The following is a 15,939-nucleotide window of genomic DNA, read 5'->3' as shown; positions in this document are numbered from 1 at the left end:
CCAGACTGTCCCCGTGGACTCGGAGAGCCGGCAGTCGCTGATCCTGGACTACACCCGCCACCGCGGACGGGTCGAGGTGGTCGCTCTCGCCGACGAGCTCGGCGTGGCCACCGAGACCATCCGCCGGGACCTCCGGGTGCTGGCCGACCGGCGGCTCGTCAAGCGGGTCCACGGGGGCGCGATCCCGCTGGAGAGCGCCGCCTTCGAGTCCGGTGTCGACTACCGCAGCCGAGTGGACATCGCACAGAAGCGACGGATTGCCGCCGCGACTGCGACTCTCCTGCACGGGGCGGAGACCGTCTACCTCGACGAGGGTTTCACCCCGCGACTCGTGGCAGAGGAGCTCGCCGACCGGGAGCTGACCGTCGTCACCTCGTCGCTGCTCGCCGCCGAGGCACTGGCGGACAGCGACGGGGTGACGGTGCTGCTGCTCGGCGGCCGGATGCGAGGGCGCACGCTGGCCACGGTGGGCCACTGGACGCTGGAGATGCTCGGCATGCTCGTGATCGACCTGGCCGTGCTCGGCACAAACGCGATCTCCGCCGAGCACGGCCTGACGACCCCGGACCCGGCGGTCGCAGCAGTCAAGCAGCAGGCCATCAAGCGGTCGCGGCGCAGCGTCCTGGTCGCCGCGCACTCGAAGTTCGGCAGCAGCAGCTTCTGCCGGTTCGCCGAGGTCGCGGACTTCGAGACGATCGTGACGGGGACCGAGCTGCCCGTCGCCGAGGCGCAGGAGATGCAGGCCCTCGGGCCCTCGGTGCTGCGAGTCTGACCTGTGTGCCCGACCAAGGGAGTGCACCGCTCCAAGGGAGTGCACGTGGGCTGCCCGGACAGCTGAGCCCAGGAGACCCTCTCGGCATGCTCAGAGGGCCTCTGCCTGACGTTTCCGCAGGTCAGAGGCCCTCTTTGGCTCCCCCGGTTGGACTCGAACCAACAACCCTGCGATTAACAGTCGCATGCTCTGCCAGTTGAGCTACGGGGGACCGCTGGCAGCGAGGGCAGACATTAGCAAGGCCAGCCCCGTGAGGAGAAATCAGGGCCCCACTTCGTCGAGGGCCGCGGCGAGCGCCCGGCGGGCGGCCGCGGCGACGGTGGGATCGTCGGGGTCGACGCCCTCGTCGTACTCGTAGAACCACGCGATCGGCTGGTCACCGCGGGGCGCGCGGCGGGCGACCACGCGCAGGCCGCGGCGGCCCCGGACCGGCACGTGCCGCTGGAGGACGACGCTCGCGGTGACGCGCTCGCGCACCAGCTCGAGCACCCGGCCGGGCTCGGTGAGGGCGAACGCGTGCTCCCGGCGCTCCTCGCCCCACGAGCCGACCTCGGCGACGCGGAAGAGGTCGGCGTCCCGGTCCCAGTCGGCGGCCTCGACGCGCTCCCAGGGCAGGCGCGTGGTCCCACCCCCCGCCGCGGACTCGAGGTAGAGCGCGTCACGGGTGCCGGCGATGACGCGGCCGTCGTCGGTGCGGCACCAGGCCAGCACCCGCTCCCCCGGCTCCACCTCGATCGGGGCGGCCTCGCGGCGCAGCGACCTCACGAGGACGAGACCCCGACGGCCTGCTCGCGCAAGGTGCGGCGGTGCTGCTCGAGCGCGACGAGCTCGCCGAACATCCGGTTGTAGTCGGTCGCCTGCTCGACCGGGTTGGTGCGCTGCAGGCGGGACTTCAGCTCGGCGATCCGCCGCATGGTGGTGAGCTCCTGGAGGCGGTAGACGTGGGCAGCGACGTAGGGGACGCCCGGGTCGCCCTGGGTGCGCACGGGCTCGACGCCGAGCTCGCTGACCGCGGACGAGACGACCGGGTCGTTGATCGCCGAGCGGAGCCGCGACGCCCATCCCGGGTCGGCCGCCGCCGCGGTCACTCCCCCGGCCGCCACGACGGCCTCCCAGACGGCACGGTAGGTCGGGTGGGTGAAGTCCTCCGGTCCGACGCCCGAGATGACGCCGCCGACGGCGCCCGGGTGCTGGATGACCAGCTTGAGCGTCTCGCGCTCGATGGCGAACCTCGGGTCGCGCAGGTGGGGCAGCTGGCGCCGGGGTGGCTCCTCCGCGGCCGCTGTCGGCGCCGTACGACGCTCGTCGCCGCCGCGGGCGGCGCGCGCGGCGGCGCGGCGGACCTCGGACCGCGCCTCCTCGACGTCGACGCCGATCAGACCCGACAGCTCGCGGGAGAAGGCCTCGACTTTCGACTTGTCGCGGATGCTGGACACCAGCCGGGCGGCCTCGCGCAGCGCGTCGACCCGGCCGTCGGCGCGGTCGAGGTCGTACTTCTCGAGCACGTTGGTGAGGACGAAGCGGTAGAGCGGGACCCGGCGGGCGATCAGCTCGCGGACCGCGGCGTCGCCCTCCTGGACCCGCAGGTCGCACGGGTCGAGGCCGCGGGGCTCGACCGCGACATAGGTCTGGGAGGCGAACGCCTGGTCGCCCTGGAAGGCGCGGAGCGCGGCCTTCTGGCCGGCCGCGTCACCGTCGAAGGTGAAGACGACCTCGCCGCGGAACTCCTCGTGGTCGTGCAGGAAGCGGCGCAGCACCCGGGCGTGGTCGTCGCCGAAGGCGGTGCCGCAGGTGGCGACGGCGGTGGTCACGCCGGACAGGTGGCACGCCATCACGTCGGTGTAGCCCTCGACCACGACCGCCTGTGAGGTGCGGGCCATGTCGCGCCGGGCCAGGTCGATGCCGTAGAGGACGTGGGACTTCTTGTAGATCGGTGTCTCGGGGGTGTTGAGGTATTTCGCCTCGATCTTGTCGTCGTCGAAGATCCGCCGCGCTCCGAACCCGATGTTGTCGCCGTTGGCCTCGCGGATCGGCCACAGGAGACGGCCGCGGAAGCGGTCGTAGGCCGAGCGGCCCTGGGCGACGAGGCCGGCTGCGATCGTCTCCTCGTCGGAGAAGCCACGCTGGCGCAGGTGGCGGGTCAGCGCCTCGCCGTCCCGTGGGGCGAAGCCGACCCCGAAGGTGGCTGCCGCAGACTGGTCGAAACCACGTGAGGCGAGGAACTGGCGGGCCGCGAGGGCGTCGGGAGTCTCGAGCTGGCCGGCGTAGAACTCCTGGGCGACCCGGTGGGCCTCGATCAGCCGCCCGCGCGCCGGCCCCCTCGGCCGCTGCTCGGCGGGCGAGCCGTCGTCCTCGCGCCTCAGCTGCACGCCGTACTTGTCCGCGAGGCGCTCGACGGCCTCGATGAAGCTCGTGCCGTCGATCTTCATCAGGAAGGAGATGACGTCGCCGCCTTCCTGACAGCCGAAACAGTGGTACATCTGGCGGCTGGGTGTCACGTGGAAGGACGGCGACTTCTCGTCGTGGAAGGGACAGAGCCCCTTGAGCGACCCGCCGCCCGCGCGCTTGAGCGTCACGTAGGACGACACGACCTCGTCGATGCGCGCCTTCTCGCGCACCTCCGCGATGTCCTCGTCCCTGATCCGGCCTGCCACGGGGCGGAGTCTACGGCCGCGCACCCACACCCGGGGCGGGCGCTTCCACACCCGCTGCTGTGGGTACCGGGCGGGCCACGACCCCCAGGAGGAATCCATGAAGAAGCTCTTGGCCCTGGCAGCCGGGGCTGTCGGCTACGTCCTCGGCTCCCGCGCCGGACGCGAGCGCTACGAGCAGCTCAAGCGGGCGGCCGAGAAGGTCAAGGACGACCCGCGCGTGCAGGAGAAGGCGCACCAGGCCGTCGACCTTGCCAAGGAGAAGGCACCGCCCGCGATGAAGGAGCGGCTCACCTCGTCGGGGACTTCCTCGTCGGGGATGTCGGCCTCGTCGGCGACGTCGGCTCCGCCTACGTCGGGACCCGCTGCGTCAGCGTCCGGTGCCGAGCCACCGCCGACGCGTCCGTCAACGACGCCACCTGGTCCATGACCACGCGGCGGCGGGCGACGTCGTCGTCCGCCGCCGCCCAGTCGTCGGCGAAGGGTCGGTCGAGCGACTCCGGACCACGCGCCCACGTCGCCTCGACCAGCTCGGACATCAGCTCACGCTGCCGTGCCATCAGCGCCACCCGGTCCTCGGCCTGCATGACGTAGTGGGCCGCGATGCCCTTGAGGATGCCGATCTCCAGCTCCGTCTCCCGGGGCACGACGAGGTCGGCGCGGTGCCGCACCAGCGGCTCGTCCGCGGCCGCGAAGGTGGCCGCCTGCACGCTGCCGCAGAACCTGCCGATCAGGTCGCTCGTGAGGTTCTTGATCGCGCCGAGGCTGCGCCTGCTGCCGTCGTACGCCGTGCGCGGCCAGGAGGCCTGGCGGCGCATCCCTTCGAGGGCGGACTCGAGCTCGGCGTCGTCGAGGTCGGGGAAGTGCCAGGCCCGCACGGTCTCCCAGAGGGCGTCGAGGTCGAGCCGGGTCAGGTCGAGCCGGCCGGCGACGATGCCGTCCTCGACGTCGTGCACGGAGTAGGCCACGTCGTCGGCGAGGTCCATCACCTGTGCCTCGAGGCATCGCCGGTCGCCCTCGACGCCGCGGCGCAGCCACTCGAAGACCGGCAGGTCGTCGTCATAGACGCCGAACTTCACGACGTGGCGGGGCGTGCCGTCGGCGTGGACTCCCCCGGGGTCGGGCGCCTCGGCGCGGGGCCAGGGGTATTTCGTGCAGGCGTCGAGGGTGGCCCGGGTGAGGTTGAGCCCGGCGGAGCGGCCGTCGGGGCCGAAGGTCTTGGCCTCGAGCCGGGTCAGCAGCCGCAGCGTCTGGGCGTTGCCCTCGAAGCCGCCGATCCCCTGGCTCAGCTCGGCGAGCGCGCGTTCGCCGTTGTGGCCGAAGGGCGGGTGGCCGAGGTCGTGGGCCAGGGCCGCGGTCTCGGCGATGTCGGGATGACAGCCGAGCGCCCGGGCCAGGTCACGGGCGACCTGCGCGACCTCGAGGCTGTGGGTCAGCCGGTTGCGCACGAAGTCGTCGGTCTGCGGCCCGACGACCTGGGTCTTGGCCGCCAGCCTGCGCGACGACGCCGCGTGCACGACCCGCGCCCGGTCGCGCTCGAAGGGCGTGCGGACCGGGGCGTCCACGCGCTTCGGCGGCTCGGCGACGATGCGCTCGCGCGCGGCGTCGTCGTAGAGGTCGTCGATGAGCATGGCGCGACGACCCTAGCCGTCGGGACCGACGGTCAGTAGACCGTGACGTGCACGTGGTCGTAGTGGTTGGCGGTGATCGAGCCGCGGTCGGACATGCCCCGCCAGCCCTCGCCCCCACGCTCCACGGACCAGATGCGCTGGCTGTAGATCAGGTATTCGATGTCGAGCGCGGCGTAGTTGGCGCGCAGGAACTCGGCGACCTCCCAGCCCAGCGAGCCGCTCACCATGATGTCGACGGCACGGCCCTCCGCGTGCTCACCGTCACCGCGGAAGGTGCCGTAGGAGGTGATGCTCGGGAAGTTGGCGCAGACGGCCTGGTGGACCAGCACGATGCCCTGGTGGACGCCGCTCGGCACCGAGGTGCCGTTGGTGCAGGAGCCGCCCAGCGTCGGGCCCGGGTCGGGCTTCTCGTCGGACAGGTAGCCCGCGGACACCCAGCGCGACTCGCCGCCCACGACGAGCTCGACGCGACCGCCGGCCTTGCGGCCGGTGACCAGCACCTTCTCGATCGCGTCGAGGGTGCCGACCTGCCGGCCGCCATCCGGGGCGGTCCAGAGGTTGAGGTCCTCGGTGGTCCAGAGCCTGGTGTCCGCGTTCCTCACCGCGCGCTCGGTCGCGGCCGCCTCCCGCTCGGCCTCCCGCCTGGCCTCGGCGCGCTCGCGCTTCGCGGCCAGCATGGCCTGGTAGCGGTCGAGGGCACGCTCGGACTGGCGGCCGAGGGCGCGGGACTGGGAGCGGGAGACGGTGGTCTCGCGGCGAAGGCTGTCCGTGGAGAGCGCGTTGGAGACGGAGCCGGTGGCGGAGGACGCCAACAGGTCGGACTGCTCGCCGATCTCGGGGGCCGAAGTCACCACGCCGAGGCTGACGGCACCGACGGTCGCAAGGACTGCGAGGGAGCCGGCGAGCTGGGGGATTCGGGACTTGCGGACGGGGGGTTGGTCGTGGGGGGTCGTACGGCGGGCATTGGCGTCCCGCTTGTGGCGATGCTGGGCCACAGCGCTGATCCTTTGCTGTTGCGTGCAGGGTCGTGGCGCGCCGGCGGTGGTGCATCTCGGGGTGCCAGGCGCTCACACGAGGCATGAGTCAAGCACAGCCACGCGGGCAAGTCCGCATCCGGGGCGTCACCATCGCACGTGTTCCCCGTCACCGAGTGTTGTCCGAACCGTTATCCGCCCGTGACCTCGTGTGCGTCTTCCTGCACGTGCCAGCCGCTGCCGTCGGCGTCGTCGAGCCACCCCTCCGGCAGCACGACCCGCTTGCGCGGGGACCCCTGACGACCGCGCGGCGCACCCAGCTCGCCGACCGGGAAGGGTGCCTCGGGGTCGAGCTCGTCGAGCAGCCTGTCGAGCGTGGCGAGGGAGTCGACGAGCGCCAGCGCCCGCCGCAGCTCGCCGCCGGCGGGGAAGCCCTTGAGGTACCAGGTGACGTGCTTGCGGAACTCCTTGCAGCCCCGCTCCTCCCCCATGTGCTCGCTGAGCAGCTCGGCGTGCCGGCGCATCATGGTGCGGACCTCGCCGAGGTTGGGCAGGACGGGTCTCGACTCCGCTCCCTGGATCGAGCCGAGTCGAGAGCGACCTCCCGGCGTGGCGAACGCCGCGGCGAGGTCGCGGAACAGCCACGGCCGACCCAGGCAGCCACGGCCGACCACGACGCCCGCGGCGCCGGTCTGCTCCACCATCCGCACGGCGTCGGAGGCCTCCCAGATGTCACCGTTGCCGAGCACCGGGATGTCGACGGCGGCGACCAGCTCGCCGATGGCGTCCCAGTCGGCCTGGCCGGAGTAGGCCTGCTCGACGGTCCGCCCGTGCAGCGCGATCGCCGCCGTGCCGGTCTCCTGGGCGATCCGGCCGGCGTCGAGGTAGGTGAGGTGGTCGTCGTCGAGGCCCTTGCGGGTCTTCATCGTGACGGGCACGTCGTACGCCGACGCCGCGGCCACCGCGGAGATGAGGATCTCGGCCAGCAGGCCACGCTTCCAGGGCAGTGCCCCGCCGCCGCCCTTCCGGGTCACCTTGGGGACCGGGCAGCCGAAGTTGAGGTCGACGTGCGCCACGCCGTACTCACCGCAGAGGATCTCCACGGCCTTGCCCACGTAGACCGGGTCGGTGCCGTAGAGCTGGACCGAGCGGATCGACTCCAGCTCGTCGAAGACCAGCATCTTCTTCGTGGTCTCGTCGCCCTCGACCAGGCCCCGGCTCGTGATCATCTCGCAGACGTAGAGGCCGGCCCCTTGCTCAGCGCAAAGCCGCCGGTAGGCCGCGTTGGTGATGCCCGCCATCGGCGCGAGCACCACGGGGGTGTCGACGCGGACGGAGCCGAGGACGAGCTCGGTGGGCAGGGCGGACATGCGCCCCATTGTCGGCGGAGCAGGGCGGCCAGCCCAAACTCAGCGCTGCTTCCTGCCCCTGGGCTTCTTCTCGTCGGCGGGCGTCTGCACGTCACCGGTCCACCGGATCGGCTCGAAGCCGTCGACCGGCGCAAACGCCATCGCGTCGATGCTGGCTCCCTGCGGGGCGAGGTAGACCAGGCAGAGCGCCTTCTTCTCCCCAGGCTCGAAGGACCCGGGCAGCGGCCCGCTGTTGCACGGCCTGAACTGGCCGCCGAAGGACCACGGCGGGCCGAGGACGCCGTTGCTGTCCATCAGGAGCACGGGCACCTCCTGGCCACCGAGGTCGGTCTCCCCGGCGTTCTCCACGGTGACATCGACGAAGTAGGGGCGCGACTCCTTCATCGAGCCGTCGGCCACCCAGCCCTCGAGCTCCTCGAGCGTGACCTCGCGGACCCGGTCCACCCGCAGCTCCGCGACGCCGACCTCACCGCCGCCGACCTGCCAGGCGACGGTCGCCCGCTCTCCCAGGTCCAGCGTGGTGCCCGGCTCGGTGAGCTCCAGGCCCTCGGTGCCCACGGGGTAGCCCGCCTCGTCAGCGGCGGCCGGCTCGGTGGCGGTCGCAGAGGGAGTGCCGGACGCGTCGCTCTCGGCGGGCTCCTCGCCCCCGCCGCAGGCGGCGAGGGTCAGGACCAGGGCGGACGCGAGGAGTGAGGCACGCTGCATGGGAGGCATTGTGCCTGCGCCGTGCCTCAGCAGCCGATGAGCCGCTCCGCGAACCAGCGCGTGATGCCCTCGAGGCTGATCCGCTCCTGGCTCATCGAGTCACGCTCGCGCACGGTGACCGCGTTGTCATCGAGGGTCTCGAAGTCGACGGTCACGCAGTAGGGCGTGCCGATCTCGTCCTGGCGGCGGTAGCGGCGGCCGATGGCACCGGAGTCGTCGAACTCGACGTTCCAGTTGCGGCGCAGCTCCGCGGCGAGGTCGCGGGCCTTGGGCGACAGGTCGGCGTTGCGCGACAGCGGAAGGACCGCCACCTTGACCGGTGCCAGGCGCGGGTCGAGGCGCAGCACGGTCCGCTTGTCGACGCCGCCCTTGGTGTTGGGCGCCTCGTCCTCGGCGTACCCGTCGACGAGGAAGGCCATCAGGCTGCGGGTCAGGCCGGCGGCGGGCTCGATGACGTAGGGCATGTAGCGCTCGCCCGCGGCCTGGTCGAAGTAGGAGAGGTCCTGGCCGGAGAACTTCGAGTGCTGGCTCAGGTCGAAGTCGGTTCGGTTGGCGACGCCCTCGAGCTCCTCGAAGTCACGGCCGGAGAAGCCGAAGCGGTACTCGATGTCGACGGTGCGCTTCGAGTAGTGGCTGAGCTTCTCCTTCGGGTGCTCGTAGTGGCGCAGGTTGTCCGGGTTGATGCCGAGGTCGGTGTACCAGCGGGTGCGCTCGTCGATCCAGTACTGGTGCAGCTCCTCGTCCTCGCCGGGCTTGACGAAGTACTCCATCTCCATCTGCTCGAACTCGCGCGTGCGGAAGATGAAGTTGCCGGGCGTGATCTCGTTGCGGAAGCTCTTGCCCATCTGGGCGATGCCGAACGGCGGCTTCTTGCGGCTGCTCGTCACGACGTTCTGGAAGTTCAGGAAGATGCCCTGCGCCGTCTCGGGACGCAGGTAGTGCAGGCCCGACTCGTCCTCGATCACGCCGAGGTAGGTCTTGAGCATCATCTGGAAGTTGCGAGGCGGCGTCCACGCGTTGCGGGTGCCGCAGTTGGGGCAGGCGACCGACTCGTTGATGTCGACGTCGTCCGGATTGTCCAGGCCCTTCCTGGTCGCGTAGTCCTCCTGCAGGTGGTCCTCGCGGAAGCGCTTGTGGCACGACTGGCACTCGACCAGCGGGTCGGTGAACGTCTCCAGGTGGCCCGAGGCCTCCCAGGTGCGGGTCGGCAGGATGATGGAGGAGTCCAGGCCCACGACGTCCTCGCGGGCGGTCACCATCGCCTTCCACCACTGGCGCTTGATGTTCTCCTTGAGCTCCACGCCCAGCGGGCCGTAGTCCCAGGCGGAGCGCGTGCCGCCGTAGATCTCACCGCAGGGGTAGACGAAGCCTCGCCGCTTGGCGAGGGACACCACGTTGTCGAGGGTCGTGGCGGGGGCCTTGGCCATGGTGGAGCTCACTTTCGCTTCGCTGGTCGAGGAGGTCGCGCAGCGACCATCTCGAGACCACCGGCTGGCTGCCGGCGACGCGGCTCAGCCTATAGAGCGGGGATCAGCGACGTTGAGGTCGGTCCCGGGCTCGACGACCTCGTAGGCGCTCGGCTCGTCGAGCGCGTGCACCATCAGCGGCTGCACGAGCAGCTTGCCCTCGTACGACGAGAGCGCGCGGCGGTAGGAGCCGACGTTCTGCCACCGGGTGCTCAGCACCCACAGGTCGGGCTCGTCGACGTTGCGCCCCACCTCGCCGCCCAGGTGTCCGGGCTTGGTCGCCAGCACCTCGAGCGCCTTCTCCAGGCCTGCGCGCAGGGTGGCCGCCGCCTCCACTCCGGCGGTGGGGGCCCGGAAGCGGGTCACGACGAGCACGGTCCCACGCTACCGGTCGGGGGATTTGACAACGGTTCTCAACCGGACTGAGAATCGTTCTCATGCCATCGCCCGTCACCCGCGCCCGCGCCCTCTCCAGCGCCGTCCTCGCCAGCACCGCTGCCGCCGCCCTCATCCTTGCCGGCTGCGGCAGCACCAGCAACGCCGACGCCGGGTCTTCCCCGCAGGTCGTCGCGTCGTTCTACCCGCTGGCGTGGGTCACCGAGCGGGTGGCGGGCGACGGCACCGAGGTCACCAACCTCACCCAGCCCGGCGGCGAGCCGCACGACCTCGAGCTGGGCATCGCCCAGACGGCCGCCCTCGAGGACGCCGACCTGGTCGTGGTCGAGCACGGCTTCCAGCCCGCCGTCGACGATGCCGTCGAGGGTCTGGATGACAGCGCCGTCCTCGACGTCGAGGACGTCGTCGAGCTGCGCCCGGCCACGGAGCACGAGGGCGAGGACCACCACGAGGAGGACGCGCACGCGGACGAGGAGGCGCACGCCGGCGAGGAGGACACGCACGCGGACGCGCACGCGGACGAGGAGGCGCACGCCGGCGAGGAGGACACGCACGCGGACGAGCACGCGGACGAGGAGGCGCACGCGGACGAGGAGGAGGACGCACACGACCACGGCGACCTGGACCCCCACTTCTGGCACGACCCGCTGCTGATGGCCGACCTGGCCGACGCCGTCGCCGCCAAGCTCGGCGAGCTCGATCCCGAGCGGGCCGCGGACTTCGAGGCCAACGCCGCCGAGCTGCGCACGGAGCTCGAGCAGCTTGACACGTCGTACGCCGAGGGCCTGGCGTCCTGCGAGCGTGACCTCGTGGTCGTCAGCCACGACGCGTTCGGCTACCTCGCGAAGTACGGACTGCACCTGGAGCCGATCGCCGGTCTCTCTCCCGACGCCGAGCCCACGCCCGCCGTGATCGCCGAGCTGCAGGACCTGATCCGCGAGGAGGGCATCACCACCGTCTTCTCCGAGCGGCTCGCCAGCCCGGCCATGGCCGAGGCGCTGGCCGCGGACACGGGCGTGAGGACCGACGTGCTCGACCCGATCGAGGGTCTCTCCGACGAGACCGCCGACCAGGACTACCTTGGCCTCATGCAGGCCAACCTCGAGGCCCTTCGCCGGGCCAACGGATGTTGAACGTCCTCGGCACGCCGGTCGTCGAGGCGGACCGGGTCACGGTCGCCATCGCCGGCCGGCCCGTCCTCCGGGGCGTCGACGTCACGATCCGGGAGGGCGAGTTCGTCGCGCTCCTGGGCGCCAACGGCTCGGGGAAGTCGACCCTGGTGCGGGCCCTCACCGGGCTCCGGCCCCTGACCAGCGGGCGGGTGCGCCTCTTCGGCACCCCCCTGCACGACTTCAGGGAGCACGCGCGCATCGGGTTCGTGCCGCAGCGCGCCACGGCCGCGGGCGGGGTGCCCGCGAGTGTCCGCGAGGTGGTGGCATCGGGCCGCCTCACCCGTCGCACTCCCCTGCGTCCCGCCAGCCGCGCGGACCGGCGGGCCGTGCAGGACGCCCTCGAGCTCGTCGGCCTCGCCGACCGGGCGCACGAGGGCGTCTCGACCCTGTCCGGCGGCCAACAGCAGCGGGTGCTGATCGCGCGCGCCCTCGCCGGCGATCCCGAGCTGTTCTTCCTCGACGAGCCGACGGCCGGTGTCGACCTGCCCAACCAGCAGGCCCTCGCCGGGGCCCTGCGCACGCTCTCCGAGCGGGGCGCGACCGTCGTGCTCGTCGCGCACGAGCTCGGCCCGATGGAGCCCCTCGTCGACCGGGCCGTGGTGATGCGCGACGGCCGAGTGGCCTACGACGGCGCCCCGCTGTCGCTCGACGCGGTGCACGGGCACCACCATCCGTTCGAGACCACCCACGACCACGCGCCACACGTGGGCTCCCCCCTCGACCGCCTGGAGGGCGGCCGATGAGCCTGCTCGACCTGCTGGCACTGGACTTCATGCAGCGCGCCATGCTGGCGGCCCTGCTCACCGGCCTGGCCGCGCCCGCGATCGGCACCTTCCTCGTGCAACGGCGGCTCGCGCTGCTCGGCGACGGCATCGGCCACGTGGCCGTCACCGGTGTGGCGCTGGGCCTGCTGACCGGCACGTCGCCGACCTGGACCGCGGTGGTCGTGGCCATCCTCGGCGCGGTCGCGATCGAGGTGATCCGCGAGCAGGGCCACACCAACGGCGACGTCGCGCTGGCGCTGCTCTTCTACGGCGGTCTGGCGGGCGGCGTGCTCGTCACGGGCCTGGCGGGCCAGGGCGCTGCCAGCCTGCAGGCCTACCTCTTCGGCTCGGTCACGAGCATCTCCGGCGCCGACGTGTGGTTCACCCTCGGCCTGGCGGTCGTGGTGCTGGCGGTCACCCTCGGGCTGCTGCCCCAGCTCTTCGCCGTCGCCTCCGATCCCGACTTCGCGCAGGTCGCGGGTGTCCGGGTGCGCGCCTACAACCTGCTCGTCGCGGTCCTGGCAGCCGTGACCGTCACGGTGGCGATGCGCACGGTCGGGCTGCTCCTCGTGTCGGCGCTCATGGTGGTGCCGGTCGCGGCCTCCCAGCAGCTCGCGCGCTCCTTCCGCGCCACGATCGTGGGCGCGATGGCCGTCGGCGGTGGTGCCGCCGTGGCCGGGCTGCTGATCAGCGCGGCCCTCTCGCTGCTGCCGTCGAGACCGACGGTCGCGCCCGGTCCGGCGATCGTGCTGCTGGCGCTGGCGATGTTCGCGGCCACCTGGCCGCTGGGCGTCTGGCTGCGCCACCGGCGCCGGGTGCTCGCACCCTTCGCCGCCGAGGAGCCCGTGCGCCACGAGCCGGCCGACATTCACCCCCACCAGCACGGTGACGACTGCGGCCACCCGGCTGTGCAACACGGCGACCACGTCGACTACGTCCACGACGGCCACCGCCACGCCCCCCACGGAGAGCACTATGACGAGCACTGAGCACCAGGAGCACGGCCGCGCCGACGCCCCGCTCGCCGGCGTACGACCCACACGCCAGCGCCTCGCCGTCGCGGCCGCACTGGAGGCCTTCGACGACTTCCGCAGCGCCCAGGAGATCCACGAGCTGCTCGCGCAGCGCGGCGAGAAGGTGGGGCTGGCGACGGTCTACCGCACCCTCCAGCGGCTGACCGAGAGCCACGACGTCGACATGCTGCGCACCGAGGACGGCGAGGCGATCTACCGCCGGTGCTCGGACACCCATCACCACCACCTGGTCTGCCGCGAGTGCGGCGCCACCGTCGAGGTCGAGGGCCCGGCCGTCGAGCGGTGGACCAGCAGCATCGCCGCCGAGCACGGCTACGCCGACATCAGCCACACCCTGGAGATCTTCGGCACCTGCACGGCCTGCACCGCTGGCTGAGTCAGCGCACCCACTGCACGGCGGCCTCACGAGCCGCCTCGACCTGGGAGCCCGTGGACCGTCGTGACATCCGCCGCAGCACCCGTGGGGTGACCAGGGCGCCGAGCACCGCCCATGCGCCGAGGACCCCGAGCGTCTCCCAGGTGCGCCACGTCCCGCCCACCTCGAGGGCGGCCGCGCCTTCGGGCAGGAACGCCGAGCGCATGCCCAGCCCGAGCCAGTACATCGGGAAGACCTGCGCCAGCACCTCGACCCAGTCCCAGAGGCGCTGGACGGGGTAGAAGATCCCGGAGATGCCCGCGAGCACCATCACGGGCAGCATGCCCCAGGTGCCGACCTTCTGGGTGCTCGGCACCAGGGAGCCGATGACCATCCCGATCGGCATCGTGGCCAGCATGCCGAGGGCCAGCACCCAGGCGACGGTGAACCAACCGGCCGGGCTGGCCATGACGTCGTCGAACAGCAGGAAGCTCGGGACCAGGACGATGAGCAGCTGCGGCACCAGCCCGAGGCTCTGCAGCACCAGCTGGCTCGTGAAGTAGCCCGCGAGACCGTGGGGGACCGCCTTGTGGCGCAGCAAGGTGCCGTCCTCCTTCTCCATGGCCAGCGCGTAGGCAGGACCGATGACCACGCCGAACGCGACCAGGGCGCCGAGGATGCTGGGCAGGGCGACCGACGGGACCATCAGGCCCGTCCCCTCGACCTCCGTGTTGCGCCGGAGGAAGAGGTAGCCGAGCACGAGGAGCCCGGTGAAGACGTAGTAGCCCTGGTCCTGGGTGCTCCGGATGCTCTGGAGGAACTCGGTCCAGCCACGTCCGATGCCCAGACGGATGGCGTGCAGCGGAGCATTCACCCGGTCACCTCCGTGAACATCTGCGCCGCGGCCTCGGCGTCACCGGCCTCGTGCTGCTGCACGAGTGCGAGGTAGGAGTCCTCCAGGCGGGGCCGCAGGATCTCGAGGTCGGCGACGTCCTCGCCATGCTCCGCGAACAGCCCCCTGACGAAGCCGGTGGGATCGGCCGCGGTCGCAGTGAACCGCTCACCCTCGATGGACCAGCGCACCTGTGCCTCGCCCTCGACCCGGCTGGCCAGCCCGGCCGGCGTGTCGTCGGCGACGATCCGGCCGCCGGCGAGGATCAGGACCCGGTCGGCGAGCTTCTCCGCCTCGTCGAGGTCGTGGGTGGTGAGCAGGATGGTGGTCTGCTCGAGCCCGGAGAGCCGCCGGACCAGGCCATGGAACTCGCGCCGGGCCTGGGGGTCGAAGCCGGCTGTCGGCTCGTCGAGGAAGAGCAGCTCCGGACGCCCGATGATGCCGATGGCGACGTCGAGCCGGCGGCGCTGCCCACCCGAGAGGGTGGCGATCTTGCGGTCGGCCAGCTCGGTCAGGCCCACGGTCTCGAGCAGCTCCTCGACGTCGTAGGGCCGCGGTCGTTCGGGCGTCGAGTACGGCGTGTAGTAGCCACCCAGCTGCGTGAGCAGCCGCCGGGCGGTCCAGCGGGGGTGGTCGCGCCACGATTGGAGCACGACGCCGGTGCGGGCTCGCCAGTCCTCGTCGGCACGGGCCGGGTCCTGGCCGAGCACAGACACCTCGCCCGCCGACCGGACCCGGAACCCCTCGAGGATCTCGATCGTGGTCGTCTTCCCGGCCCCGTTGGGTCCGAGGAGGCAGCGCACCTCACCCGCCCGGACGTCGAAGTCCACCCCGGTCAGCACGTCGTTGTCGCCGTACCTCATCCGCAGCCCGCGGACGCTGATGGCATGCGCGTGGTCCACCCTCCAGCACCTCCCGTGCCGGCCAATCTAGCGTCCGCCGGGTCGACCGGTCAGGAGTTGGGCAGGGCGCCGCCGTAGCGGCGATCGCGCCGGGCGTAGGTCTCGACGGCCTCCCACAGGTGCCGCCGGTCGACGTCGGGCCAGAGCACGTCGGTGAAGACGAACTCCGAGTAGGCCGCCTGCCAGGTCATGAAGTTGGAGAGGCGCTGCTCCCCCGACGTACGCCACACCAGGTCGGCGTCGGGGAGCTCGGGGACGTAGAGGTGGCGGGCGATCGTGCGCTCGTCGATCTTGTCGGGGTTGAGCTGGCCGGCGACGACCTCGCGGCCGATCGACCGCATGGCGTCGGCGAGCTCGGCACGCCCGCCGTAGTTGACGCACATCGTCAGGGTGAGCACGTCGTTGCCGCGAGTCAGCTCCTCGGCGACCTGGAGCTCCTTGATGACGGACTTCCACAGGCGCGGCGCGCGCCCGGCCCAGCGCACCCGCACGCCGAGCTCGTGCATCTCGTCGCGGCGGCGGCGGATGACGTCGCGGTTGAAGCCCATCAGGAAGCGCACCTCGTCGGGCGAGCGCGACCAGTTCTCGGTGGAGAACGCATAGGCCGAGATGGCCTTCACACCGATCTCGATCGCGCCCTCGACGACGTCGAAGAGGGACGACTCCCCTTGCGCGTGCCCAGCCGTCCTCGGCAGCCCGCGTTCCTTGGCCCACCGGCCGTTGCCGTCCATCACGATCGCGACGTGGTGCGGCACCAGGTCGCGGGGTACGGCGGGGGGCCGGGCGCCGCTGGGATGCGGGCTCGGGGCGCGGACGGGACGCTTCACGGCGCGCAGCCTAGTGGCCTGCACGTGG

At 72.0% G+C, this 15,939-nt stretch carries 17 protein-coding genes and 1 tRNA gene; 6 read left to right on the top strand and 12 right to left on the bottom strand.

Annotation, left to right across the window (positions count from 1 at the left end; all coding sequences use genetic code 11):
• Nucleotides 1-13: 13 nt before the first annotated feature.
• Nucleotides 14-772, top strand: a complete 759-nt coding sequence (locus tag DDE18_RS09365) for a DeoR/GlpR family DNA-binding transcription regulator (RefSeq protein ID WP_116572025.1) — start codon at nucleotides 14-16, stop codon at nucleotides 770-772.
• A 135-nt stretch (nucleotides 773-907) separates the two neighbouring features.
• On the opposite strand, the gene DDE18_RS09360 is transcribed toward DDE18_RS09365, so the two are convergent.
• The 3 genes from DDE18_RS09360 to dnaG all read right to left on the bottom strand — a co-directional run bounded on the left by DDE18_RS09360 (nucleotide 908) and on the right by dnaG (nucleotide 3,426).
• Nucleotides 908-983: transfer RNA gene (locus DDE18_RS09360), tRNA-Asn, on the bottom strand.
• A gap of 50 nt (nucleotides 984-1,033) precedes the next feature.
• The gene (locus DDE18_RS09355; RefSeq protein WP_211754479.1) at nucleotides 1,034-1,537 is read right to left on the bottom strand and encodes a hypothetical protein; all 504 of its coding nucleotides are present in this window, start codon (nucleotides 1,535-1,537) and stop codon (nucleotides 1,034-1,036) included.
• Nucleotides 1,534-3,426 carry a DNA primase gene (dnaG, locus tag DDE18_RS09350; RefSeq protein WP_116571954.1) on the bottom strand — a complete coding sequence of 631 codons (1,893 nt, stop codon included), beginning with the start codon at nucleotides 3,424-3,426 and terminating at the stop codon, nucleotides 1,534-1,536. Before dnaG ends, DDE18_RS09355 begins: the two co-directional genes overlap by 4 nt.
• A 97-nt stretch (nucleotides 3,427-3,523) precedes the next feature.
• Here dnaG and DDE18_RS22625 point away from each other — a divergent pair, with 97 nt between their 5' ends.
• On the top strand, nucleotides 3,524-3,853 hold the full coding sequence (locus DDE18_RS22625; protein ID WP_133241196.1) for a YtxH domain-containing protein: 330 nt from the start codon (nucleotides 3,524-3,526) through the stop codon (nucleotides 3,851-3,853).
• Here the strand turns inward: DDE18_RS22625 and DDE18_RS09345 are convergent.
• From DDE18_RS09345 to DDE18_RS09320, 6 genes are all read right to left on the bottom strand, one after another.
• On the bottom strand, nucleotides 3,774-5,054 hold the full coding sequence (locus DDE18_RS09345; RefSeq protein ID WP_116571953.1) for a deoxyguanosinetriphosphate triphosphohydrolase: 1,281 nt from the start codon (nucleotides 5,052-5,054) through the stop codon (nucleotides 3,774-3,776). The two genes, DDE18_RS22625 and DDE18_RS09345, sit on opposite strands and share 80 nt — an antisense overlap.
• A gap of 32 nt (nucleotides 5,055-5,086) precedes the next feature.
• On the bottom strand, nucleotides 5,087-6,049 hold the full coding sequence (locus tag DDE18_RS09340; protein ID WP_116571952.1) for a VldE C-terminal domain-containing protein: 963 nt from the start codon (nucleotides 6,047-6,049) through the stop codon (nucleotides 5,087-5,089).
• Nucleotides 6,050-6,219: 170 nt separating this feature from the next.
• Nucleotides 6,220-7,398: a tRNA dihydrouridine synthase DusB gene (dusB, locus tag DDE18_RS09335; RefSeq protein WP_425437553.1), complete on the bottom strand. Its 1,179-nt coding sequence runs from the start codon at nucleotides 7,396-7,398 to the stop codon at nucleotides 6,220-6,222.
• 39 nt (nucleotides 7,399-7,437) lie between these two features.
• Entirely contained in the window at nucleotides 7,438-8,103 is a 666-nt protein-coding gene (locus DDE18_RS09330) for a hypothetical protein (protein ID WP_116571950.1), read from the bottom strand.
• A gap of 26 nt (nucleotides 8,104-8,129) precedes the next feature.
• On the bottom strand, nucleotides 8,130-9,530 hold the full coding sequence (locus DDE18_RS09325; protein WP_116571949.1) for a glycine--tRNA ligase: 1,401 nt from the start codon (nucleotides 9,528-9,530) through the stop codon (nucleotides 8,130-8,132).
• An 84-nt stretch (nucleotides 9,531-9,614) separates the two neighbouring features.
• Complete coding sequence (locus DDE18_RS09320; protein WP_116571948.1) at nucleotides 9,615-9,944, bottom strand: antibiotic biosynthesis monooxygenase family protein; 330 nt, start codon at nucleotides 9,942-9,944, stop codon at nucleotides 9,615-9,617.
• A 62-nt stretch (nucleotides 9,945-10,006) separates the two neighbouring features.
• On the opposite strand from DDE18_RS09320, the gene DDE18_RS09315 reads away from it, so the two are divergent.
• The 4 genes from DDE18_RS09315 to DDE18_RS09300 are packed head-to-tail and all read left to right on the top strand — an operon-like array spanning nucleotide 10,007 to nucleotide 13,311.
• A complete protein-coding gene (locus DDE18_RS09315; protein ID WP_116571947.1) occupies nucleotides 10,007-11,098 on the top strand; it encodes a metal ABC transporter substrate-binding protein in 1,092 nt (363 codons plus the stop codon).
• Nucleotides 11,092-11,880, top strand: coding sequence for a metal ABC transporter ATP-binding protein (locus DDE18_RS09310; RefSeq protein ID WP_116571946.1), 789 nt, complete (start codon nucleotides 11,092-11,094; stop codon nucleotides 11,878-11,880). The genes DDE18_RS09315 and DDE18_RS09310 overlap by 7 nt, the downstream gene beginning before the upstream one ends.
• Nucleotides 11,877-12,890, top strand: coding sequence for a metal ABC transporter permease (locus tag DDE18_RS09305; protein WP_116571945.1), 1,014 nt, complete (start codon nucleotides 11,877-11,879; stop codon nucleotides 12,888-12,890). Before DDE18_RS09310 ends, DDE18_RS09305 begins: the two co-directional genes overlap by 4 nt.
• The gene (locus tag DDE18_RS09300) at nucleotides 12,877-13,311 is read left to right on the top strand and encodes a Fur family transcriptional regulator (RefSeq protein ID WP_116571944.1); all 435 of its coding nucleotides are present in this window, start codon (nucleotides 12,877-12,879) and stop codon (nucleotides 13,309-13,311) included. Before DDE18_RS09305 ends, DDE18_RS09300 begins: the two co-directional genes overlap by 14 nt.
• A gap of 1 nt (nucleotide 13,312) precedes the next feature.
• On the opposite strand, the gene DDE18_RS09295 is transcribed toward DDE18_RS09300, so the two are convergent.
• Genes DDE18_RS09295 through DDE18_RS09285 form a run of 3 tightly spaced genes read right to left on the bottom strand, consistent with a single transcriptional unit; the run spans nucleotide 13,313 to nucleotide 15,911 of the window.
• A complete protein-coding gene (locus tag DDE18_RS09295) occupies nucleotides 13,313-14,164 on the bottom strand; it encodes an ABC transporter permease (protein ID WP_116571943.1) in 852 nt (283 codons plus the stop codon).
• Nucleotides 14,161-15,084, bottom strand: a complete 924-nt coding sequence (locus DDE18_RS09290) for an ABC transporter ATP-binding protein (RefSeq protein ID WP_245916541.1) — start codon at nucleotides 15,082-15,084, stop codon at nucleotides 14,161-14,163. Before DDE18_RS09290 ends, DDE18_RS09295 begins: the two co-directional genes overlap by 4 nt.
• 50 nt (nucleotides 15,085-15,134) lie before the next feature.
• Nucleotides 15,135-15,911: an isoprenyl transferase gene (locus tag DDE18_RS09285; RefSeq protein WP_116571942.1), complete on the bottom strand. Its 777-nt coding sequence runs from the start codon at nucleotides 15,909-15,911 to the stop codon at nucleotides 15,135-15,137.
• Nucleotides 15,912-15,939: the final 28 nt, after the last annotated feature.

Origin of the sequence: Nocardioides gansuensis (assembly GCF_003076135.1) — a bacterium.
GTDB lineage: Bacteria > Actinomycetota > Actinomycetes > Propionibacteriales > Nocardioidaceae > Nocardioides > Nocardioides gansuensis.
This window is presented reverse-complemented; position numbering and strand designations above follow the sequence as displayed.

Coding starts and splice junctions, on each gene's coding strand:
- DDE18_RS09325 (WP_116571949.1), bottom strand. CDS start 9,530: ATGGCCAAGGCCCCCGCCACGACCCTCGACAACGTGGTGTCCCTCGCC.
- DDE18_RS09310 (WP_116571946.1), top strand. CDS start 11,092: ATGTTGAACGTCCTCGGCACGCCGGTCGTCGAGGCGGACCGGGTCACG.
- DDE18_RS09345 (WP_116571953.1), bottom strand. CDS start 5,054: ATGCTCATCGACGACCTCTACGACGACGCCGCGCGCGAGCGCATCGTC.
- DDE18_RS09330 (WP_116571950.1), bottom strand. CDS start 8,103: ATGCAGCGTGCCTCACTCCTCGCGTCCGCCCTGGTCCTGACCCTCGCC.
- DDE18_RS09315 (WP_116571947.1), top strand. CDS start 10,007: ATGCCATCGCCCGTCACCCGCGCCCGCGCCCTCTCCAGCGCCGTCCTC.
- DDE18_RS09305 (WP_116571945.1), top strand. CDS start 11,877: ATGAGCCTGCTCGACCTGCTGGCACTGGACTTCATGCAGCGCGCCATG.
- DDE18_RS22625 (WP_133241196.1), top strand. CDS start 3,524: ATGAAGAAGCTCTTGGCCCTGGCAGCCGGGGCTGTCGGCTACGTCCTC.
- DDE18_RS09300 (WP_116571944.1), top strand. CDS start 12,877: ATGACGAGCACTGAGCACCAGGAGCACGGCCGCGCCGACGCCCCGCTC.
- dusB (WP_425437553.1), bottom strand. CDS start 7,398: ATGTCCGCCCTGCCCACCGAGCTCGTCCTCGGCTCCGTCCGCGTCGAC.